This window comes from Allomuricauda sp. M10 (assembly GCF_020782875.1).
In the GTDB taxonomy this organism is placed as follows: domain Bacteria; phylum Bacteroidota; class Bacteroidia; order Flavobacteriales; family Flavobacteriaceae; genus Flagellimonas.
In genome coordinates this window covers 232370-254568 of the sequence record NZ_JAJGBN010000001.1, presented here as the reverse complement: position 1 = coordinate 254568, position 22199 = coordinate 232370, and the positions used below count along the sequence as shown (strand labels likewise).

At 43.5% G+C, this 22199-nt stretch carries 16 protein-coding genes; 6 read left to right on the top strand and 10 right to left on the bottom strand.

Going from position 1 to position 22199, the window contains the following annotated elements:
- Positions 1–103 precede the first annotated feature (103 nt).
- From lgt to LKX84_RS01180, 4 genes are read left to right on the top strand one after another with little or no spacing between them, the layout of a single operon-like run.
- Positions 104–1069, top strand: coding sequence for a prolipoprotein diacylglyceryl transferase (lgt, locus tag LKX84_RS01195; RefSeq protein ID WP_228235212.1), 966 nt, complete (start codon positions 104–106; stop codon positions 1067–1069).
- 2 nt (positions 1070–1071) lie between these two features.
- A complete protein-coding gene (locus LKX84_RS01190) occupies positions 1072–1554 on the top strand; it encodes a DUF192 domain-containing protein (RefSeq protein WP_228235211.1) in 483 nt (160 codons plus the stop codon).
- Positions 1554–2078 (top strand): GNAT family N-acetyltransferase, encoded by a 525-nt coding sequence (locus tag LKX84_RS01185; protein ID WP_228235210.1) that lies wholly within the window; start codon positions 1554–1556, stop codon positions 2076–2078. Before LKX84_RS01190 ends, LKX84_RS01185 begins: the two co-directional genes overlap by 1 nt.
- Positions 2079–2108: 30 nt before the next feature.
- Complete coding sequence (locus LKX84_RS01180) at positions 2109–3359, top strand: ATP-binding cassette domain-containing protein (RefSeq protein WP_228235209.1); 1251 nt, start codon at positions 2109–2111, stop codon at positions 3357–3359.
- Positions 3360–3442: 83 nt separating this feature from the next.
- On the opposite strand, the gene secDF is transcribed toward LKX84_RS01180, so the two are convergent.
- Together secDF and mdh are read right to left on the bottom strand one after the other, a co-directional pair.
- The gene (gene secDF, locus LKX84_RS01175; RefSeq protein WP_228235208.1) at positions 3443–6409 is read right to left on the bottom strand and encodes a protein translocase subunit SecDF; all 2967 of its coding nucleotides are present in this window, start codon (positions 6407–6409) and stop codon (positions 3443–3445) included.
- Between the two features lie 229 nt (positions 6410–6638).
- Positions 6639–7559 (bottom strand): malate dehydrogenase, encoded by a 921-nt coding sequence (gene mdh / locus LKX84_RS01170; RefSeq protein WP_228235207.1) that lies wholly within the window; start codon positions 7557–7559, stop codon positions 6639–6641.
- Positions 7560–7803: 244 nt separating this feature from the next.
- Here mdh and LKX84_RS01165 point away from each other — a divergent pair, with 244 nt between their 5' ends.
- On the top strand, positions 7804–8175 hold the full coding sequence (locus tag LKX84_RS01165; RefSeq protein ID WP_228235206.1) for a hypothetical protein: 372 nt from the start codon (positions 7804–7806) through the stop codon (positions 8173–8175).
- Between the two features lie 128 nt (positions 8176–8303).
- Here the strand turns inward: LKX84_RS01165 and LKX84_RS01160 are convergent, their stop codons facing one another.
- The 3 genes from LKX84_RS01160 to asnB all read right to left on the bottom strand — a co-directional run bounded on the left by LKX84_RS01160 (position 8304) and on the right by asnB (position 13247).
- On the bottom strand, positions 8304–9314 hold the full coding sequence (locus LKX84_RS01160; RefSeq protein ID WP_228235205.1) for a DUF6588 family protein: 1011 nt from the start codon (positions 9312–9314) through the stop codon (positions 8304–8306).
- Positions 9315–9386: 72 nt separating this feature from the next.
- Positions 9387–11327: a DNA topoisomerase (ATP-hydrolyzing) subunit B gene (gene gyrB, locus LKX84_RS01155; RefSeq protein ID WP_228235203.1), complete on the bottom strand. Its 1941-nt coding sequence runs from the start codon at positions 11325–11327 to the stop codon at positions 9387–9389.
- A 249-nt stretch (positions 11328–11576) separates the two neighbouring features.
- The gene (gene asnB / locus LKX84_RS01150) at positions 11577–13247 is read right to left on the bottom strand and encodes an asparagine synthase B (protein WP_228235201.1); all 1671 of its coding nucleotides are present in this window, start codon (positions 13245–13247) and stop codon (positions 11577–11579) included.
- Positions 13248–13490: 243 nt separating this feature from the next.
- Here asnB and LKX84_RS01145 point away from each other — a divergent pair, with 243 nt between their 5' ends.
- Positions 13491–14021: a DUF2911 domain-containing protein gene (locus LKX84_RS01145; protein WP_228235200.1), complete on the top strand. Its 531-nt coding sequence runs from the start codon at positions 13491–13493 to the stop codon at positions 14019–14021.
- A 43-nt stretch (positions 14022–14064) separates the two neighbouring features.
- Here LKX84_RS01145 and LKX84_RS01140 read toward each other — a convergent pair whose 3' ends face one another.
- The 5 genes from LKX84_RS01140 to LKX84_RS01120 form a co-directional block, all read right to left on the bottom strand.
- Complete coding sequence (locus LKX84_RS01140; protein ID WP_228235199.1) at positions 14065–14496, bottom strand: hypothetical protein; 432 nt, start codon at positions 14494–14496, stop codon at positions 14065–14067.
- Positions 14497–14518: 22 nt separating this feature from the next.
- Entirely contained in the window at positions 14519–16138 is a 1620-nt protein-coding gene (locus LKX84_RS01135; RefSeq protein WP_228235195.1) for an amidohydrolase, read from the bottom strand.
- Positions 16139–16183: 45 nt separating this feature from the next.
- On the bottom strand, positions 16184–17200 hold the full coding sequence (locus LKX84_RS17980; protein WP_228235193.1) for an OmpA family protein: 1017 nt from the start codon (positions 17198–17200) through the stop codon (positions 16184–16186).
- 180 nt (positions 17201–17380) lie between these two features.
- On the bottom strand, positions 17381–19138 hold the full coding sequence (locus LKX84_RS01125) for a TonB-dependent receptor (protein WP_228235191.1): 1758 nt from the start codon (positions 19136–19138) through the stop codon (positions 17381–17383).
- 13 nt (positions 19139–19151) lie between these two features.
- Positions 19152–22175 (bottom strand): tetratricopeptide repeat protein, encoded by a 3024-nt coding sequence (locus LKX84_RS01120; RefSeq protein WP_228235189.1) that lies wholly within the window; start codon positions 22173–22175, stop codon positions 19152–19154.
- Positions 22176–22199 lie beyond the last annotated feature (24 nt).

Below are 22199 nucleotides of genomic sequence, written 5' to 3'. Positions count from 1 at the left end.
CCAAGGTATATGAAGGGTTATATTTCGGTAACCCTAGCCAAAAATTCCTTAATCCCACCCATCAACCATTCAAAGTAGTTATATTAGTCCAAAATTTATATTGATGTATTTCCTAGGATTTGACTGGAACCCCGAAGGAACCCTTTTTAAGCTGGGTTTCATACAGATAAAATATTACAATCTGCTTTGGATCGCGGCCTTTGTGGTGGGTTGGTTCATCATGAAGAAAATCTTCGAGAACGAAAAGAGATCCATGGAAAAGCTGGATTCCCTTTTCATCTATACTGTGGTTTCCATCATGTTGGGTGCCCGATTGGGCCATGTTTTCTTTTATGATTGGGATTATTATCAAAACCATTTGGTGGAAATACTACTTCCCATACGTGAAAGCGCCAACGGCAATCTCTTTGGAATCATCAACGGTTATGAGTTTACCGGATTTACAGGTTTGGCTAGTCATGGCGCCACTATTGCGGCCATCATCGGGATGTGGTTGTACTGCAGAAAATGGAAGGATATTAAAATGCTCTGGTTGTTGGACCGATTGGTCATCCCTTCGGCCATCGGGGCCTGTTTTGTTAGATTGGGTAATTTTTTCAATTCGGAGATCAACGGAAGAATCGTGGACAAATCCTATTTTTTGGCCACTCGTTTCATCAGGGATTCAGACGATATGCCAGCGTATAAAGCCATGCAGTTAACAAAGGAAACAACTGAAAATGCAGCTTACAAAGCCATTCAGCACAACCCGGATTTTGCAAATGTGCTGGAATCGATTCCCTATCGTCATCCCGCACAATTGTACGAGGCCATTTGCTACATCTTTGTTTTCGTAATTCTGTATCAACTCTATTGGAAAACCAATAAAAAAGATAAACCTGGATATCTTTTTGGGTTGTTCATGGCCCTTTTGTTCATTGTGCGTTTTGTCGTGGAATTCTTCAAGAAAAGTCAAGGCGGTTTTGAAGATTCACTGGGAGACGTGCTCACCACCGGACAATGGCTCAGTATTCCTATGATCATCATCGGTCTGTTTTTTATGTTTAGACCCCCTCTTGAAAAAGAATAACTATGCTTGTTGTAAAAAGATTGCTTTTGGTTTTCCTATTGGTACTCGCCTCCTGCAAAACCGATAGCAAAACTGAAATCAAAACCGAAAACGTCGCTTTTACCCAAGAAGGAAACCTCTCCGTTTGGAAAATACAATCCGACTCCACCAAGGTAGATTTGGATATTGAAATTGCCGAAACCGAATACGAAACCCAGACGGGATTGATGTACCGTCCTTCCATGGAAAAAGGCCAGGGGATGCTGTTTATTTTTCCCAAGGTTAGTGTTCGTTCCTTTTACATGAAGAACACAGAATTTCCTTTAGACATCATCTATATTGATGAAAATCAGAAAATTGTAAGCTTTCAGAAGAATGCCAAGGCATATGATGAAACCAGTCTACCCTCCAATTTCCCAGCCAAATATGTCTTGGAAATCAATGCTGGATTGTCCGACCAATGGGGCCTTAAAGTAGGCGATAGCATTTCCTATTCCAGAAACTGATGCCAAAATACCTGTTGGAAAACGAATCAACAGATCGACTGTTGTTCAGACGGTTGCGGCAATCCGATTTTAATGATTGGCTTCCGTTTTATTACGATTCCCGCTCCACACAATTCTGGGAAGGGTTGCCAACTGACCCCATGGAGGCCTGTCAAATACAGTTTGACCGCATTTTTGAACGGTACGAAAACGATTTGGGAGGCATGAATGCACTCATCCAAAAGCAATCCGGAAAATTAGTGGGCATCTGTGGCCTTTTGGTACAGGAGGTGGACGAATTACATGAACTGGAAATTGGCTATTCCGTGCTCCCCGAATTTTGGTTACAGGGCTTTGCGTTTGAAGCGGCCCAAAAATGTAAAGAATTCGCGTTCCAGAACCATTTTTCAGATTCCTTGATTTCCATCATCCATGTGGACAACATTCCTTCACAAAAAGTAGCCCTTAAAAATGGAATGTTTTTGGAAAAGACCACTACCTACAAGGACAATCCGGTCCATATTTTTCGGGTAAACAAAGGATAATCGTAATTTTGTGATTTAAGTTCCCACTACATGGACCAACCCAAAATCTACGCTATACTTACGAACAACACCTCCTCCACCCAAGAAGTGGTTGAAAAATTGCTACGACAAAAACCGATACAGGAACTCCATGAACTATCCTCTCTCAACGGGTTATTGTTTTCTCGTTCGGAAATTGACCGATATATGGACGAAGAGGAACGGCACGATATTAAAATTTTGACCAAGGAAAAGCCACAATCCCTCAAGACCATGAGCAGCGGGGAACAAAAAAAGGCACTCCTTCACTATTTATTGCTGCAAAATCCAGATTTTTTGGTGCTCATCAATCCGTATGATAATCTGGATGTAGCCACCCAAGCAAGCTTGAAGAAGCAATTGTGTGAGATTGGAACATCGCGAATTTTGGTACAGTTGGTGAGTCGTTTGGATGATATTTTACCCATCACCACTCATTTTTTAAAATTAGATGGTCAAAACCTAAAGAATTATTCTTCACCAGAGGCTTTCTGGAAAGAAAATCAATCGGCCCCAGTTGTTTTTGAAGGGAGTATACCGTCGCCGTTGGAAAAATTGACAACTGCACATGATGACTTGGTGGTGATGAGGAATGTTTCTGTAAGCTTTGATGACAGACAGGTGCTTCAAAACATCAATTGGACCATAAAACAAGGAGAATTTTGGCAATTGATGGGTCCGAACGGGAGTGGAAAATCCACCATCCTTTCCATGATTACTGGAGACAGTCATAAAGGATATGGTCAGGACCTTACGTTATTTGGACAAAAAAAAGGTAGCGGGGAAAGTGTTTGGGACCTGAAACAAATGATCGGGTACTACACTCCTGCCATAACCGACAAGTTTAGGGGTTATCATAGTTTGGAAAACATGATCATCTCTGGGTTACATGACTCGGTCGGGCTGTATGTGCAACCGACTGACATTGAAAAAAACCTGGCGCATCAATGGTTACAACTGTTGAATCTTTATGAGAAAAGGGAAGATTATTTCCGTGATCTTTCCGTAGGCGACAAAAGATTGGTGATGGTGGCCCGCGCTATGGTGAAACACCCTCCCCTTTTGATATTGGACGAACCCACGGCCGGATTGGACGATGCCAATGCTGCCTTATTTGTAGCTTTGGTGAACAAGATTGCCGCAGAAAGCGATTCTGCCATTGTATTCGTTTCACACCGTACGGAACCTGACCTTACCCCAAAATATTTGTACACATTGAATCCCTCCCCTAAGGGCTCCCTCGGAGACTCAAGCGAATATTAATCTTTAGGTAGAATTATTACAAAATAATAAAGGGCCACTTGTGCGTGTGGCCCTTTACTTGGTGTAATCTAAAAAAACTTAAACTATGCTCCTGTAGGAGGAGCAATTTTTTTCTTGAGCGCATCGAACATCAATGGAGTGGCCACAAATATCGAAGAATACGTTCCCACAACCACACCAATGATCATAGCGAACATAAATCCACGAAGGCTCTCTCCACCGAATACAAAGATGGCCAACAATACGATCAAAGTGGTCAACGAGGTATTCAAGGTTCGGCTCAAAGTACTGTTCAAGGCTTCGTTGATGTTCTCGCCACCTTTTAAGCCTTTTATATTGGTAATTTCACGAATACGGTCGAACACTACCACCGTATCGTTCAATGAATAACCGATTACGGTCAATATCGCAGCAATGAAAGCTTGGTCAATTTCCATGTTGAAAGGCATGATCTTTCCTGTCAAGGAGAAGATACCCAACACGATCATTACATCGTGGAATACCGCAACAACGGCACCCAATGAGAATTGCCATTTTCTGAAACGCAACAAGATATAAAGGAACACTACTGCCAAGGATCCCAAAATGGCCAAGAAGGCATTTTTCTTGATGTCATCAGCAATGGTAGGACCTACTTTAACAGATTGAAGGATACCGATAGATTTTTCGGAAGCCCCAACAGTAAAGTCTTCAAAAGAAGTTCCATCTGGAAGATATTTTTGAAGCGTAGTATATAACTTGTTCTGGATCTCATTATCGATTTCAACCCCTTCTTCATCCACTTTATATGGAGTGGTCACTTTGATCTGGTTGGCATCACCAAAAGTCTTCACACTGGTTCCGCTGCCGAATACATCATTCAATTCAGAGGCAATCTCGGATGGATTTACCACTTTTTCAAAACGGATTTGGTAGGAACGTCCACCGATAAAGTCGACCCCTTGTTGTAGCCCAGTTGTGAACAATGAGAACACACTGATAGCAACCAAAATTCCAGAAACGATATAGGCAATCTTGCGTTTACCCAAGAAATCAATGTTCACGTTCTTGAACAAGTTTTTGGTGATTCCGGTGGTGAAATCCAGCCTTCTACCTTTTTGTGCGGTATAGGAATCGATCATCAAACGGGTAACAAAGATGGCAGTGAACAAGGATGTTACGATACCGATCAAAAGAGTGGTCGCGAATCCTTTAATGGGTCCTGAACCAAAAATGAAAAGGATAATTGCCGTAAGACCAGTTGTGATGTTGGCATCCAAAATGGAGGAAAGTGCATTTCCAAAACCATCGGCAATGGCTTGTGCCTTTCCTTTTCCTTTAGCCAATTCTTCCTTGATACGCTCATAGATCAACACGTTGGCATCCACGGACATACCTATGGTCAACACGATACCGGCGATACCAGGCAATGTTAATACCGCACCAAGACTGGTTAACACACCAAAAATCAACAAAATATTGAAAACCAATGCAATATCAGCAAAAAGTCCAGCTTTTCCGTAATACATAATCATCCATAGCAATACAAACACCATGGCGATGATAAAGGAAATAAATCCACTATCAATTGCCTCTTGACCCAATGATGGACCAACTACTTCAGATTGGATGATCTCTGCGGATGCAGGTAGTTTACCAGCACGCAATACGTTGGCAATATCCTTGGTCTCGTTTACGGTAAACGTACCTGTAATCTCTGAACGTCCTCCAGAAATAGGTCCGGAAGAAACACCGGGAGCGGTATATACTTTATTGTCCAAAACAATGGCGATACCGGTTTGGTTATTATAGGCATCCCCAGTCAATTTTTCCCATTCCTTTGCACCACGGGTATTCATGGTCATGCTCACCGCAGGTTTGTTGAACTGGTCAAAAGTGTCCTGTGCATCGGAAACTACGTCGCCGCTGATCCTTGGGGTTCCATCCCTATTGGATTTAAGGGCATACAATTCCACCACTTCCATATCCTTACTGGCTCTTTCCCATAGGAATTTGGTAAACTGGATATCATTTGGCAACAATCTCTTGATCTCGGGCATTCTAAGGTAACCACCAATTTCGGCAGTATCGGTCACCATGGCCCTAGCAATGGCATGGCTACCTGGGTTGGCAGGAATCAATTTGCCCAACAATGGATTGGCCTCTTGGGTCATATCCAAAGAATCTTGGGCCACATCGGAAAGCAAGGAATCGATTTCAGATTCTGGCTTTGCCACTTCCTCTTTCTTTTCCTCAGGCTTAAGGATTTCTTTCAACCTTTCATTGGCTCCAACCAAAAAGGTTCCCAAACTTTGGTTGCTTTGGGAATAGGTTTCCCAAAACTCCAACTGGGCGGTACTGGAAAGCAATTCTTGTGCACGGGCAATATCCCTGGCACCTGGCAATTCCACCAAAATACGGCCGGAGTTACCTTCACGTTGGATGTTTGGTTGGGTTACCCCAAAACCATCGATACGCTCACGCAATACCTCAAATGCAGAAACAATGGACTCATCAATCTTTCTTCTGATGATAGGCTTTACCTCATCATCGGACATTTGGAAATTGATTTCGTCACTAAGTCCTTTATTGGCAAAAATATCTGGTGACGCCAATTTGGTGTCTCCCTTGATATTGTCAAAAGCTTCGAAGAAAAGCTCCAAATAGGTTTGATCACTACTCTTGGATGCGTTGTCGGCATCGGCCAAAGCTTTGTTGAACACGGGGTTTTTGGTGTTGTTGGCCAATCCCTTCAAAATATCCTTAACGGAAATCTGCAAGGTAACATTGATCCCTCCCTTCAAGTCAAGACCTTTGTTCAACTCTTTTTTCTTGGCATCGTCATAGCTCGTAAAACCCAAAACAGTGTTGTCACTGATGGAATCCAGATACGATGCTTCTAAAGCTTCACGCTTGGCCACATAATCATCCTCTGCTTCCGAAATTCGGCTAACTGCATAGTCCTCAGCATCTTTCTCCAACTTATTGGTGATGAAAGTATATGATAACTGATAGATACTCACCAAGCCAAAAAGGATCGCGAAAAGCCTTATAAGTCCTTTATTTTGCATTGATTATTAAATTTTTAGAAGTTTTCTTAAACAGCGTGCAAATATATCATTTCCGATAAGATTTGCCAATAGAAAATGATGTAATTGCAATTAAGGTCTTAAGCCTTTGCTGTTAAAGCGAAAATGTCATTTCGGACGGATCAGAATTTCCTTGGATACATCTTAGCAAGCCCAAGGTCCGATCAAGCCCAAAATGACAAGTTCTCTGGTCGGTCAAATATGGTTATGTTTATAAAAGTGCATTGGTATTTCTAACACCGATGGCACTTTCTGCCATTTTAGCTTTTTCGGCATCTGACAACTCGATTTCCACGATTTTCTCGATACCATCCTTGCCCAAGATCACAGGGGCACCGATACAGATATCGCTCAATCCGTATTCCCCATCCAACATGGTGGAACATGGGAACATTTTCTTTTGGTCACAAGCAATGGCCTGAACCATGGATGATACTGCAGCTCCTGGGGCATACCAAGCACTGGTACCCAAAAGTTTGGTCAAAGTGGCACCACCTACTTTGGTCTCTTCCACTACCCAGCTCATTTGCTCTTCGGATAGGAATTCGGAAACTTTTATGCTGTTACGTGTGGCATGGCCTATAAGTGGAACCATTCCCACATCGCTGTGGCCACCAATCACCATTCCGTCAACATCGGAAATAGGGGCTCCCAAAGCCTCGGCCAATCTGTATTTGAAACGGGCACTGTCCAATGCACCACCCATACCAATAATCCTGTTCTTTGGCAATCCTGTGGCTTTGTGCACCAAATAGGTCATGGTATCCATCGGGTTGCTCACCACAATAAAGATGGTATTTGGAGAATGTTCCAAAAGGTTGGTAGCAACGGTCTTCACAATACCGGCATTGATCCCGATCAATTCCTCACGGGTCATCCCGGGTTTACGTGGAATTCCAGAAGTGATCACCACCACATCGCTATTGGCTGTTTTACTGTAATCGTTGGTGCTTCCTGTAATCTTGGTATCGAAACCCATTAGGGATGCCGTTTGCATAAGGTCCATGGCTTTACCTTCGGCATATCCTTCCTTGATGTCCAGCAAAACTACTTCAGATGCAAAATTTTTCATTGCTATGTATTCTGCGCAGCTTGCTCCCACTGCGCCTGCTCCAACTACGGTAACTTTCATTTGTATAAGTTTAAATTTTGATGTTCAAAAATACGGCATTTAGGGCAGAAAAAAACTGAATCTCACCAGTTTTAGCTGCTCAATTTTGTTAGAATCACAAAATCTTCCGGATCGTGAAATGTTAACAAAACCTTCCTTTCATCGAAGAATTGGAATTTCACAACAATTTTGAAGAATTGGGTGCAATACTTTCCTACAAAATGGCGTTCTGATAGTCCCAAAATCAATTTAACCTACTAGACCTATGAAAAAGCTCTTTTCATTGTTGTCCATTATCGGCATTATAGCCGTAAGCAACTGTAGCCGTATCCCAGAGAACAATGACCCTATTTTGGGCATCTGGGCCAAAGTCGAATCTTCCAATATCGATGGCAAGAGTACCGATACCACTCGGGAAGAATGGATTTTCAATGATGTGTACCTGGGTAGGTACCAGAGCTATTCCAATAACAAGCTAGTTTTTTACACCGATTTTAAATGGTCCGTTAACAACGGTACTTATACCATTATATATGGTGATCCACAGGTTACCGATGTTTCGGTCAACTTGTTGAAAGCACAAGATCCTGAAATTTTGACCCTAGGGAACGGCTCGGTCTTCGCCACTAGGGAATAGACTGAAGACCAACTTATATGAAAATAGTAGGCCCCAACGAACATTGGGGCCTTCTTTATTGGTTGGTCGGTTGGTGGTTTTGTTCTCGATACTTTTTCCTTTGGAAAAAACTCGAACTGACATAAAAACTATCTGAATCCGAAGTTGATACCAAAGGTAAAGGTGCTGAACTCGGAAATATTGTATTCGGCATTAAGCCTGAAGAATCCCAACTTGATCTTGGTACCCAAATTGGCGGAAACGCCACTTACTTTTTCTGACACGGTAAAAGGATCCACAACGGTCTCGGTAAAAAATGGTCCCCTAGCTTCGTACGTACCCAAAAGGTCGATATCTGATTTACCACTGATATAGCCCAAACCTCCATAGAAATTGATTACAGGAATCTTGGTCGTGGACACTACGGCACTGAAGTTCCAGGTTTTAAAATTGGCTTCAATACGCTGATCGCTACCGTTGATGGTGGAAGAATCCGTGAAATCGTATTCTCCGTCCAAGTTGGTATATCCGATTACTGCCGCAATGGCAACCGGAAGAACCTTATCGGCCGGAAGCATTTTAGTGAAATCGTACTGTAGGCCAGCTCCGAACAAGCCAATTTTGGCATCGTCATCAAACTTGATCTTGGGCAAAAAACGGGCTTTTACCTCCAATCCCTTTACCAATCCCACACTTCCTTGCAAATATCCGGAGGGAATAAAATTCAAATTTTCGGAAGCCAATCCAGACGGAAGCTCAAATTCATCACGGAACAGACCGTTCTGTCCTTCGACAAAAACCTCCACTCCTTCAATATCTCCCAACCCAGTGGCAACAAGGCGTGCTTGACCAGGATTCTGAACAAAATCGAGGTTTTCATAATCTGCAGGATCTAAAAGGAATGCTTTTTTATCATCCTTGTTCTTAAATCCGGTCATGTTCCCAATAATGGAAATTTCGAATCCACCTAAAGGTTTGGAATCGGCAGAATTGTACCATCCGTTTGAAATACTATAAATGGATGCTTCCGAAACGGGAGCCAAATAAGCATTGGCAAAACGTTCTGCATCAGCAACACCTGAAACAAAAATATCGTTCAGGTCTTGAGCCCTTCCCAGGGTTATTGAGGCCAAGGCCATCAACAAAACAATTTTCTTCATTTTGTAAAATTTTTCCTAAAACTAAAAAACTCGCCTTTTTGGGGCGAGTTTTTGTTGTGAAATGGCCGTTATCTATGCATCTATGTTGGCATAGACGGCATTTTTCTCAATAAATTCACGTCTTGGCGGCACCTCATCCCCCATCAACATGGAGAAAATACGATCAGATTCCGTAGCGTTATCGATACTAACCAATCGTAAAGTTCGGAACTCGGGATTCATGGTGGTATCCCAAAGCTGCTCGGCGTTCATCTCTCCAAGACCTTTGTAACGTTGAATGTTCACCCCACCGTTCATGGAGGCCACAATCTCGTCACGTTCCTTATCGTTCCAAGCATAGCGACGTTTGGTTCCTTTTTTAACCAAATACAATGGTGGTGTGGCGATGTAAACGTGTCCACCTTCAATCAATTCGCGCATGTAGCGGAAGAAAAAGGTAAGGATCAATGTTTCAATGTGGCTACCATCCACATCCGCATCACACATGATCACTACTTTATGGTAACGTAGTTTCTCCAGGTTCAAGGCTTTGCTGTCCTCTTCGGTACCGATGGTAACCCCAAGAGCGGTATAGATGTTCTTGATCTCTTCGTTTTCAAAAACTTTGTGCTGCATGGCCTTTTCCACATTTAGGATCTTACCCCTAAGTGGCAGAATGGCCTGAAAGTTCCTGTCCCTACCTTGTTTGGCAGTACCCCCTGCGGAGTCTCCCTCTACCAGGAATACTTCACATTTCGTTGGATCTTGCTCGGAACAGTCGGAAAGTTTACCAGGTAGTCCCCCAACACTCATTGGGTTTTTACGCTGTACCATTTCGCGAGCCTTGGCAGCGGCATGTCTTGCCTGTGCGGCCAATTTTACTTTTTCAACGATCTGTTTTGCGTCTTCTGGATGCTCTTCCAAATAATCGGTCAACATTTCAGAAACAGCCTGACTCACCGCACTGGTCACCTCACGGTTACCCAATTTTGTTTTGGTCTGACCTTCAAATTGGGGCTCGGCCACTTTTACGGAAACAATGGCCGTAAGTCCTTCACGGAAGTCATCCCCGGAAATTTCAAATTTCAGCTTGTCCAACATACCGGAGTTGTCGGCATATTTTTTCAGGGTGGTGGTCAAACCTCTCCTAAATCCGGAAAGGTGCGTACCTCCTTCATGGGTATTGATGTTGTTCACATAGGAGTGAAGGTTTTCGGTATACCCTGTGTTGTAGACCATGGCCACTTCCACAGGAATTCCGTTCTTCTCCCCTTCCATAGAAATCACGCTTTGGATAAGCGGCTCACGGTTACCATCCAAGAACTTGATGAATTCCTTCAATCCTTCCTCGGAATGGAAAGTTTCATGGATAAATTCCCCTTTGTCGTCCTTGTGTCTCTTATCTGTTAGGTCGATGGTGATTCCCTTGTTCAAATACGACAACTCCCGCATACGATTGGCAAGGGTCTCATAGATATATTCCGTGGTTTGGGTGAAAATGGTATCATCTGGAGTGAAGGTCACCACAGTTCCAGTGGCATCACTATCCCCGATACTTTTCACAGGATAAAGGGCCTTACCCTTTTCATATTCTTGCTCCCAAATTTTTCCTTCCCTGTAAACGGTGGCCCTTAAGTGGTTGGACAAGGCGTTCACACAGGAAACCCCCACACCGTGGAGACCCCCGGAAACCTTATAGGAGTCCTTATCGAATTTACCCCCTGCACCGATCTTGGTCATTACCACCTCCAAGGCGGAAACCCCCTCCTTTTTATGGAGCCCTACGGGTATACCCCTACCGTTGTCCTTAACGGTGATGGAGTTATCTTCATTAATGAATACTTCTATTGCATCACAATAACCGGCCATGGCCTCATCGATGGAGTTGTCCACCACTTCATATACCAAATGGTGCAACCCCCTGACCCCTACATCCCCAATATACATGGAAGGTCTCATACGTACGTGCTCCATGCCCTCAAGGGCCTGGATACTATCCGCCGAGTATTGTTTCTTGTTAGCTTCTTCGCTCATATATTTTCTGTATTTGCCTAGAATTTTTCAAATCCTACAAATATAAAGAATACCCTGTGCAATTAGTCTAAACAGGTCAATTGAACCCCCTAAGTTATCAACAAAATCTGTGGAAAAACGGCATATTCCCGCCTGATCGTGAAAGTCCTGTTAAGAACAACAAAAAGCCCCTCGATGGAGGGGCTTTTCCGACTAATTGAAAATGAAACAAAACTTCTCCTGCTCCAAATTCTTGATTGCTAATTACTGCTATTTCACGTAGGCATCGGTGTGCACTTTGGCCACGGCCCTGCCCGAAGGATCGTTCATGTTCTTGAACGCTTCGTCCCACTCCAACGCTATCTTGGTGCTACAAGCCACGGAAGGTTCTTGAGGAACGCTCAATGCTGCCGCATCCGAAGGGAAATGACTTTCAAATATGGAACGGTAATAATATTCTTCTTTGGTAGTAGGGGTCTGGATTGGGAACTTGAAGTGTGCATTCTTCAATTGCTCATCGCTAATTTCCTCTGCCACCATCGCTTTCAAGGTATCGATCCAACTGTAGCCAACACCATCGGAAAATTGTTCCTTTTGTCTCCAAGCCACACTTTCAGGAAGGTAAGATTCAAAAGCCTTTCTCACCACCCATTTTTCCATGCGTTCTCCATTGATCATTTTGTCTTTTGGGTTTACACGCATGGCTACATCCATGAACTCTTTGTCCAAAAAGGGCACACGTCCTTCAATTCCCCATGCCGCCAAGGATTTGTTGGCCCTTAAACAGTCGTACATGTGGAGTTTATCCAACTTACGCACTGTTTCTTCATGGAAATCCTTAGGACTTGGCGCCTTGTGGAAATACAGGTATCCTCCGAAAAGCTCATCGGCTCCTTCTCCCGACAATACCATTTTAATACCCATCGACTTGATGACCCTTGCCATCAAATACATGGGTGTGGAGGCCCTAATGGTGGTTATGTCATATGTTTCTAGGTTGTAGATCACATCTTTGATGGCATCCAAACCTTCTTGGATCGTAAATTTTATTTCGTGATGAACGGTCCCGATGTGCTTGGCCACCACTTGAGCGGCAGCAAGGTCTGGCGAGCCTTCCAATCCTACTGAAAAGGAGTGCAATTGAGGCCACCATGCATCAGCAGTATCACCGGACTCGATTCTTTTTTGCGAATATTTTTTGGCAATGGCAGAGGTTACTGAGGAATCCAAACCACCTGATAATAACACACCATAAGGCACATCGGACATCAACTGACGGTGTACGGCGGCTTCCAAGGCATCCTTGATGGCCTGAATGCTGGTCTCGTTTTCCTTCACGGCATCATACTCCATCCAATCCCTGGAATACCATCTCTTAAACTCACCATCGGAGCTGTGTAGATAATGCCCCGGAGGAAAAAGTTGGATTTTGGAACAGGTCCCTTCCAATGCTTTCAATTCGGAAGCCACATAAAAGGTCCCGTTTTTGTCCCATCCAATATAAAGTGGAATAATCCCCATGTGGTCCCGAGCGATGAAGTACTCGTCTTTCTCACTATCATAAATGGCGAATCCGAAGATACCATTCATTTCGTCCACAAAGTCAACTCCCTTTTCTTGGTAAAGGGCCAAGATCACTTCACAATCCGATTGGGTCTTGAATTCATATTTCCCCTCGAACTGTTTTCTTAGTTGTTGATGGTTATAAATTTCACCGTTAGCTGCCAATACCAATTTTCCATCGGAACTCAACAACGGTTGTTTTCCTGAAGCTGGATCCACGATGGCCAAACGCTCATGGGCCAAAATCGCTTTATCATCAGCATAAATTCCACTCCAATCCGGCCCGCGATGCCTTACTTTCTTCGACATCTCCAACAATTGGGGCCTAAGTACTTCCGTACTTTCCTTCACATCAAATGCGCAAACAATACCACACATATTCAAATAAATTAGTAACAATTTTGATACAAAAATGAATCTACAACTTTATAAATAAAACAATAAAGAATTAAATAATTTCAATTTGTAATTTTTTATATAAAACCTATAATAGATTGTAATCATATTTTAAAAATACCATGGCAATCCCGAACGTTTTGTAAGTTTATCCTTTTTTAACGTCTTTTTAAACCGAAAGGGGCCAATTAGTCCCTAGTTTTGAAAACTACTAAAATCACAATCATGAAAAATGTATTCTTATTTACACTACTAGCCGTTGCCATGGTATTTTCCACTGAAGCAACCGCCCAAAAATTTAGCGGGTTGGACAAGAGTCCCGCGGATATCGTGACTTTCCCTACTAGTTCTCGTGTACCCCAAAAATCCGTAAAGGTTATTTACAGCAGACCACAATTGAAAGGTCGTAGCCTTGCAGAGCTTGCTCCTGAAGGAAAAGTTTGGAGAACCGGTGCCAATGAATGCACCGAAATCACTTTTTATAAGGATGCCACTATTGGTGGAAAATCCGTAAAAGCTGGGACCTATTCCCTTTTTACCATTCCTGGTGAAGGTGAGTGGACCGTTATCCTGAACAGCAACCTAAACCAATGGGGCGCTTTTTCCTATGACAGCGAAGCCGATGTTGCCCGCGTGATGGCAAAAGCAAGTTCTGACGGTGAAGAATTGGAGGCTTTTTCCATTGCTTTTGATGATAGCGGCGCTATGGTCATGGGTTGGGGAACCACAAGGGTTACCGTACCGATCAGCATTTAATGCAAACTTTTATAAAAACGAAAGCCCCTTTTTTGGGGCTTTTTTATTTTTCGTCAATTCCAAAATATTTCACCCCATGATCCTGGGATTTTTTTAAATAGCGTTGGATTACCTTTTCATCATTTGGAGTAATTCTTCTCCCCGTCGGAAAGCTTAAGCCTTTTTTATACTTATGCACTAAAATATATATAGCTTCCCCCTCACTTACAGCCATATCCACGTCCATTTCTTTGCCAACTGAAATGGTATCTGAATCGAGGGAATATGCATAGAAAATATTGTAATCATACCACCAACCACGTGCAAAAATTGGTGTTCTTGTTACTTTAGTAACAATTCCAGGTACAAGCAAAAAATCCTCTTCATTATAATCCTCGTATTTAGGTTGATTTTCCCTATTGCAACTGAAATGCGTAACCAGAAACAAGGAAAAAAAGAGATTTTTAAGGAACAGGGTATTTTTGAGATCCTTCACTTCGTTTAGAATGACGTGGGGATTATTTGAGTTTTTCTCCTCCCACAAAAACTTGCTCGGCTTTTAGATTGGGAATCTCCGAAACGGGAACCGTCATGATATCATCGCTCAGGATTACAAAATCGGCAAACTTACCAGGTTCAATGCTTCCCTTCTCCCCTTCTTCAAAATTGGAATAGGCTGCCCAAATGGTCATCCCTTTCAATGTTTCTTCCCTAGATAGGGCATCTTTCATTTGAAAGCCGCCCTCCGGATAATTTTTCAAATCCTGACGAGCCACTGCAGCATAAAAAGTCAAAAAGGGACTTACTTGCTCCACGGGAAAATCGGTTCCCAATGCTACTATTCCAGCCTCATCCAAAAGTTTCTTGAAAGCATAGGCACCCTTCACACGTTCAGACCCCAAACGATCCTCTGCCCAATACATATCGCTTGTAGCATGGGTAGGCTGTACGGATGGAATAATGCCGAGTTTAAAATAATCGAAATCTTCCATGGATATCACTTGGGCATGTTCCACCTTCCAACGTCGGTCCGTTTTGCCCTCCAAGGATTTTTTATAAGCTCGGAGCACTACCACATTGGCCGAGTCTCCAATGGCATGAGTGTTCATTTGATAATCAGAAGCGGCAATACGCTCGGCCAAGGCCCCAATTTCATCAACAGGGGTTACCATGGCCCCAAAATGACCAGGCTTATCTGAATACGGTTCTTTTAAAGCGGCACCCCGCGAGCCCAAAGCGCCATCCCCATATACTTTTACGGAACGAACATTCAGCCGATTTGTTTTAATAATTCCCTTCGCCAAAAAGTAATCCAAGTTTTCCGGATAGTTGGAAACCATGGCATAGACGCGAATGGACAAATCGCCCGCTTGTTGCAAACTATCGATCAATTCAATGGTCTCTCTGGTAAGACCGGCATCATTGACCGTCGTAAGTCCGTAATCCAAACTGATGCGCTCTGCATCCTTCAAGGCCTGTATCTGTTGTGCAAGAGAAGGTTGTGGAATGACCGCATCCACCAATCCCATGGGGTTGTCCACCAAAACACCGGTAAGATTGCCATCCACAATCACAATTTCCCCGCCGTCCACTTTCGTTTCCAACGTAATTCCGGCCAGATCCAATGCCTTTTGATTGACGAGGTAGGCATGACCGTCTATACGTTCCAAGGCAACAGGGGTATCGGGAAACAATTCATCCAATTTATCCTTTGTCGGGAATTCCTTTACTTCCCAATCGTTTTGGTCCCAACCTCTACCGCGGATAAAATCCGAAGGTCTTTCTTTTTGAAATGCCACCACTTTTTCCAAAATCTCCTCCAAACTGGTGGTACCCACCAAATCCACCACTTGTTGGTTCAATCCAAGTCCGTAAAAATGACAATGGGCATCAATCAATCCGGGAACAATGGTCTTGCCTTCGGCATCCAATTCTTCTTTGGCGTTGTATTTTTTGTAGATATCGGCCTTATCGGAAACGGCAACAAACTTACCATCCTTGATTGCGACAAAATTGGCCTTGGAAAAAGTATCATCTACGGTATAAATGTTGGCGTTGTAGACAATCAGGTCAACTTCTTCCTTTGGGTTACAAGCAAAAATTAAAAGGATTAAAAAAAGGAGGGTGAGCTTTTTCATTTTGGATGATGGTTTGTTCCAAAAATAGAAAATGCCCTTGAAATATTATGGATTTTCGTCCTCGAACTCGGTCATTACAAATTCTACACGGCGGTTTTTTCTTCTGGCTTCATCCGTTAAAGCAGAATCTAAAGGAATCTTATCGCCGAAACCTTTGGAGGCAATTCTCTTTTTATCGAGCCCCAAAGCCATTAGATATTTGGCCACAGTCTGAGCCCTTTCCTTGGAAAGGACATTATTGTATTCATCGGACCCAAGGTCATCAGTGTGGCCACTTATGGAAACCATCAATTTTGGATGTTTTTGTAAATACTCAAATACGTCCTTTAAACTTTGTTTGGCCTTGGGCTGAAGGTCAAATTTGTCAAAATTAAAATTGACATGATCCAGCACATAAACCTCATTGGGTTGATAATCCGGACCCAAGTACGTCAATGAAATTTCGTCCAAATAATAATAGGAATACCCACCTTTATTGTTGGTCGTACGCCCGAAATCGAGATAACTGGTTCCAGCGTTGCTCTTAAAATTACCAAGGATCAGATATTTTTCAAACCCCTTGCCCACCATATCGAAACTCAGTTCCATCCACTTCTGCTTGTCCTCATAATAGTTATCGGCCGGAAACTGTTTGATGGGTGTAGTTTCGGTTGCCACGGATAAAAGCACGCCTTGAGACAAATGCCTTTTGGTATGGATGGAAAGTGGCTTTTCGGCAAAAATGGCACCCATGTCCATAACGGCACCATCGGATTTTTCGGCCAAGCTCACATATAAGGTCAGCCTATATCGACTGCCTTTTTCCAAGGTTTCGGTCAAAGGCACCTGAATGTATTCCCGATAATCGTCCGGGGCATACAGATACAGTCCGGCATAGGCGCTACCATCAAAAGGATCTTGCTTTCCCTTAAAATTCATGGGAATGCCCAGTTTGGTTTTGCTACAATCGTTGAAGTAATCTGTGGTGCCCAAGGTAGGGGCGCTCCAATAATCCGCGTCCTTAGTAAGATTGCTCATTTCTTCTGGACATGAACTGAACTCCTCAAAACTTCCATTTCGCACTAAATTTTGGGAAAATCCTATCGCAAAACAGAGGCAAAGAACTAGTTGGGACGCTATGTGCAAAGGTCGTAATAGCATGGTTTCCAATTTACTTGGAACCACCAATCAAATGATTTTCAAAAGATTGGCAGGAAGTATTAAACGACCTAACCTGCTATTTATTGCGTATTATCCTACAAATCAGAAGTCGAACTTATACGAAACCCCGGCCAAAGCCTGAAAGCCCTGCACCCTAAAATTGGCCCATCGCTGGTAATTGTTGTCGGCAATATTGCTGGCCTTTACAAAGATGGACAACTGGTCGTTCACCCGATACCCCACATGGGCATTCGCATCAAAAAAGCCATCCAAGGTCACGATCATGGCAGGAAACTCGCTCGGCAAGGCATTTTGTTGTGCCACGGCCATCAAGTCATCCCGTTCCCCAACATAGAACAAATTGGCGCCCATGTACCATTGTTCTGTAATCTGATAGTCCATGAACAAAGATCCTTTTATGGAAGGAAGGTTCCAAGCGGGATTGTCGGTTTCCGTATCGTAATCGTAGAACTCGGCATTGACCCCTAAAGTGAAGTTTCGGTTCACGTCTACATTGATTTCCCCAAACACCCCCAAAGTCTTAACATCGTCATAAAACACTTGAAAAGAGTTGCCGTAGTAATAGCTTTTTTCATCATCCCTAAAAGTATTTTCAGGATTCAAGTAGAACAACGGTTTACGGTTTTCGGCCATGTACGATCCTTTAAGGTTGTACCCGATGTTGGAAGTCAATTGTCCCTTCAACCCTACATAACCTTCATATTGTTGGTCCGTAGGTTGAATATCCAAAGTTGGGGACACATATGGATTTTCATCCACAAAATCGTGGTATGAATTCTGTTTTAACTGTCCCTCTATCCCACCATAAGCGATCACGTTGTCATCCATTACGCGATAGGAAGCGGTAACCGCGGGATAGATATAAAAATTACTGTCGCTATTCTCGGCATCCAAACCGTACACGATGTTGGCCCCAAGATTCACGGTAAGATCATCACGCAAGATCAACAAACTTGGTGTTACCCCAGCCTGAAATTGACTGTAGTTGATTTCACCATCATTGGTGGTGCTGTTCAAGGATGCATTTTTGAAATTACCGCCCACATAATCAAACTTGGCAGAAATGGTGATCAGTTCTTCGGTAATGGGCAGTTCGATCGTTGGATTCACCACTACCCTATTTTCCCCTGACTCGGTAGCATCCCAAAAACGTCTCAACAAGATGGTCCCATTTTTGAAAAAGGAATCCTCCATATTCAAATGGGCCTTTGCCTCGGCATTGAAATAGTTTTGTTTCGCATCCATGCTGGCCACAAGATCTTCGGAATACACATCATTCTGGATACCGTACCAATTGTACAGTTGATGTTGAAGCCCCACAGCTGCTCCCCAGTCCATATAACGGTCTTTTTTACCATAGGTAACATCCAATTTGGTGTTGTAAAAATCCGTATCCAAAGGTGTGGAATCCAAATCGCCGCGAGACGAATTATGGGTAAGACCAAAATCCAACAAGTCTTCTCCGCGATTGAACTCCCTACTGGTGTAAAAGTCGACCAAGGCATTGTTGTAATTGCCCAACCCTACCGATGCATAGGAATTGTACAAGGTTGGAGGCGGGGTCTTCTTCACTGCGGATGCCTTGCCTTTTGCCGGCGTGAAAGTAGATGCCACTGGCACCGAAAATATGCTGTAATCTATTTTCTTTTTTTGAAGGACGATGGAATCGTTCAGGCTTGGTGTCGACTTGATCTTGAAGGCATCTGAAACGGTGGGCGAATAAGGTTTTACCACCGTCACCGTTTCCGTACCAATATCATCGGTCTTCTCCTGACCGTACATCGCTCCAAAAAGGCTCAAAAAAAGTAATGAAAATATATAGGTTGCTCTCGTTTGCATGTTGTGTCTCGATTTAATTTTGGTTTGGGTTTACGGATGAATTGCTCTCGGCCTCCTTCGCCTTGATGGTCGCCAATTGTGTTTTGGCATCGATGACGATTTCATCGAACTCCGCAAAATTGGTAATCACACTCTCCAAAATATAGGTTGCCTGGAAGGCATCGCCCAAACCGTAGAAATTCTTTGCCATAATCACCAATCCCTTACCGGCCCATTGCTTATAACCGGAATAATCCTTCGCCAATTTTTGCACCGACTCATTGGACGATTCAAAATTACCGTCAGCATTTTTGAAAAAAGCATCATAAAACCAGGCTTCTGCAGCCAACTCGCCCGTGGCGATTTTCTTCACCTCTTGATAAGCGGTTTTGGCCAAGTTTTCATTGTTCGTGGCAATGGCAGAACGCGCGATCATGATTTGTGCATCACTCTTGATACGGTCATCGATTTTTGGTGCCTTCAACACTTTTTCAGCATAGGCCAAGGTCTGGGAATAATCCTTTTGACCGTAATACCCCTTCATGAGATTGGATTGTGCAAAGGTTCGGTTCTCCGTAATTTCCGCCGTATTCTCTAATTGTTTCAAATACGGAATGGCACTGGTGTAATCCTGCTTTTCCACATAAATTTCACAGACGCGAGTCAGGGCTTGTTCCGTGTATTCCCCATTGCCTCCATCGGCAACGGCCTTGTATTTGGGCAGTGCCTTGTTTTTATCTCCGGCAGCAAAATACAACTGCGCCAAAGCGAAGTTGGCATTTTGGGCATGTAGTCCGTTTGGGAATTGTTTCAGGTAATCCTCATATCCACGAAGGGCAGCATCGGTCTTCCCTTCCATCTGCTTTCTTTGGGCGGATTCAAAGCTGGCATTGTCCAACTCGGCGTCGGTAACTTCCACAAAATCGAGATTACGTGCCCAAGCAGCATATTCGCTCACCCGGCCTTCATCCACATAGACCAATTTGGCCGTGGCCACAGCCTGTTTGGCCTCTTGGGTTTCTGGATATTTTTGCACTACTTCCTTCAACTTGGTCAATGCCTGTTGGTTTCTACTCGCGTTGTAATGCACCAAACCTTCTCGCAGAAGTCCACGTGGTGCGTACTTGCTCTTGGAAAATTCTTGCACCAATCGGTCATAAGTCTGTAGACCCAATTGTTCTTGATTATTGGCGATATACGTATTACCGAGCTCAAAAAGGGCATCATCCCGAAGCGAAGAACTTGGGAACATGCTCAAAAACTCGTTCAGCCCATCGATCTTGGCCTTATTGTTCCCCAAAAATCCGCTGCACAGGGTTTTCTGGAAAGCCGCATAATCCCTTTCAGGACCGTTCATCTTTGATGACGCATCATAGGCCTTCATGGCCAGTTGGTATTGACTGGTCACAAAATACCCGTCCCCCAAACGCAGATATCCGTCATTTTTTCGATCGTCATCAAGGGCATTGGAATTGACCACATTCTTGAAATAGGCAATGGAATTGCCGTAGTCCTTCAATTTAAAATAGCAGTAGCCCAGATTATAGTCCAATTCTTGATATTCGGGCATTGATTTGGCCGCAGACAGTCCCTTGAATTTCATGAAATCTGCCAAGGCTTCATCAAAACGGTTCAACCTATAGGCCGATTCCCCTTTCCAATACAAGGCTTTTGCCTGAAAACTGGTATTATCGGCACTTTTCAAAGATTTGGAAAAACGCTCCAATGCGCCTTCATAATCCCCATCAATAAAAAGTTCCACGCCGCGGTAATAGGCCACTTTTTGATAGGTTTCCTTGCTCGCGTAATTTTTGTTCTCTTCCAAAAGTTTCATGGCACCTTCAAAATTTTTGGAGGTGATGTAGGAATCCACCAGAAGTTCCTGAATCTCCATTTGGTGTTCATCCCTTGGATATTTTTCAAGATAAGTGGTCAACACTTGCGGCACAGGCTCATATGCATTACCCACCTCATAGCTCAAACGGGCGTAGTTGAGCAAGGCATCCTTTTGGATCTTTGCACTAAAATCCATTTGGGAAGCATTCCGGAATGCATTGAGGGCTTCCGGTTTTTTGTCCAACTTTAAATAGCATTCCGCCAAATGATAATAGGCGTTTTGGGAAACATCATTGGTGCCCCCAATTATTTTGTTGAACTGTTGGATGGCACTTTGGTAATCGCCCAATTTATAATGGCTGTACCCTAACAAATAGTAATCGGTGTTGCTCCATTTACCGCGTTTGCCCCTATACTTATCCAAATAAGGGATGGCTTGGTCATATTTTCCGAGGTTGAAGTAACTCTCCCCGATGATTTTATTAAGTTCGGATACTTCTTCCCTGTTGGATTTGGGCAATTGCTTTTCCGCCATGGCGATGGCTTCCTCAAATTTTCCCAGTTTAAAGTTCAGGTCGGCCTGATAGTAGGAAAGTTTTTCGTTGAGCAATTCGGGGTCCGTAATCTGGTCAAATCGGGCACTTGCCTCGGTATAATCATCCTGTTCGTAGGCGATGTAACCCAAATAATATTTGGCTTGTGAACCATACTTTTGGGATGTGGACACCTTGTTCAAATATCGTTCGGCCTCCTTCGGATTTTTGGAAGCATACAAAGCATAACCGTTGTTGAAGTTGAACCGTTCCTTATCGCCATAGGACATGGAGGACTCGTCCACCTTCTTGTACCATTTTAGGGCATAAGGGTATTTTCCCGTTTCAAAATAATAATCGGCCACATCCAAAAAAGCGGAGTTGCGTTTGGTGGAGGTTGGATATCGCTCCACGAAATCTTCCATCATTTTGTCGGCCCCACGTTGGTTCAACCGAATGGCGGCATTGGCCGCATAATAGGCGCTATTGGCCTCGGTCTCGTAATCGCTCGTGTTTGCCTTGACTTTCTCGAAAATGGTCTGCGCCGCTTGGTACTGCTGATCGTTGTACAACGCCAGAGCATCTTGGTATGCTTTGTTTTCGTGGGAATAAATTTCGGTTTCTTGGGCAGAAAGTATAAAAAAAGATCCCAGCAAAATGGGAATAAAAAGGAGGTTTGTTCGATTCATAGTGTTCTACGCTGTTCTCGATTG

Excerpts from the sequence above, each read along its gene's own strand:
- lgt (WP_228235212.1), top strand. The coding sequence starts at position 104 with ATGTATTTCCTAGGATTTGACTGGAACCCCGAAGGAACCCTTTTTAAG.
- LKX84_RS01190 (WP_228235211.1), top strand. The coding sequence starts at position 1,072 with ATGCTTGTTGTAAAAAGATTGCTTTTGGTTTTCCTATTGGTACTCGCC.
- LKX84_RS01185 (WP_228235210.1), top strand. The coding sequence starts at position 1,554 with ATGCCAAAATACCTGTTGGAAAACGAATCAACAGATCGACTGTTGTTC.
- LKX84_RS01180 (WP_228235209.1), top strand. The coding sequence starts at position 2,109 with ATGGACCAACCCAAAATCTACGCTATACTTACGAACAACACCTCCTCC.
- secDF (WP_228235208.1), bottom strand. The coding sequence starts at position 6,409 with ATGCAAAATAAAGGACTTATAAGGCTTTTCGCGATCCTTTTTGGCTTG.
- mdh (WP_228235207.1), bottom strand. The coding sequence starts at position 7,559 with ATGAAAGTTACCGTAGTTGGAGCAGGCGCAGTGGGAGCAAGCTGCGCA.
- LKX84_RS01165 (WP_228235206.1), top strand. The coding sequence starts at position 7,804 with ATGAAAAAGCTCTTTTCATTGTTGTCCATTATCGGCATTATAGCCGTA.
- LKX84_RS01160 (WP_228235205.1), bottom strand. The coding sequence starts at position 9,314 with ATGAAGAAAATTGTTTTGTTGATGGCCTTGGCCTCAATAACCCTGGGA.
- gyrB (WP_228235203.1), bottom strand. The coding sequence starts at position 11,327 with ATGAGCGAAGAAGCTAACAAGAAACAATACTCGGCGGATAGTATCCAG.
- asnB (WP_228235201.1), bottom strand. The coding sequence starts at position 13,247 with ATGTGTGGTATTGTTTGCGCATTTGATGTGAAGGAAAGTACGGAAGTA.
- LKX84_RS01145 (WP_228235200.1), top strand. The coding sequence starts at position 13,491 with ATGAAAAATGTATTCTTATTTACACTACTAGCCGTTGCCATGGTATTT.
- LKX84_RS01135 (WP_228235195.1), bottom strand. The coding sequence starts at position 16,138 with ATGAAAAAGCTCACCCTCCTTTTTTTAATCCTTTTAATTTTTGCTTGT.
- LKX84_RS01125 (WP_228235191.1), bottom strand. The coding sequence starts at position 19,138 with ATGCAAACGAGAGCAACCTATATATTTTCATTACTTTTTTTGAGCCTT.
- LKX84_RS01120 (WP_228235189.1), bottom strand. The coding sequence starts at position 22,175 with ATGAATCGAACAAACCTCCTTTTTATTCCCATTTTGCTGGGATCTTTT.